This is a genomic window from Fructilactobacillus sp. X2R6C1, from assembly GCF_059901295.1.
Map to the genome: position 1 here is coordinate 1 of NZ_JBWXUZ010000038.1, position 265 is coordinate 265.

1 protein-coding gene is annotated in these 265 nt (G+C 49.1%); it reads right to left on the reverse strand.

The genetic code is table 11. The features are described from left to right. Positions 1-265: MFS transporter (locus AC6UDF_RS07265; RefSeq protein WP_500724208.1), on the reverse strand; the 265-nt coding region annotated here is incomplete at both ends.

A 265-nucleotide genomic window follows, 5' to 3' on the forward strand; every position in this document is an offset into this window, starting at 1 on the left:
CAAATAGGTAGAGTGCGTGCCAACCCAAGTGGGGAATAATAAAAGCAGCTAAGACGGCCGCAAGCAGTGCACCGACTTGACCGCCAACCGAGGCAATCGACGACATTTTACCTAACTTATTCTTGGGAAAGGCTTCCGCAAGGAGCGTAATTCCCAGCCCGTATTCACCGCCTGCTCCGATTCCGGTCAGTAGTCTCAAAAAGTAAATGAGATGGATGTTGTTGGCAAATCCCATTAAAGCCGTCGCAAACGCAAAGATGAAGAT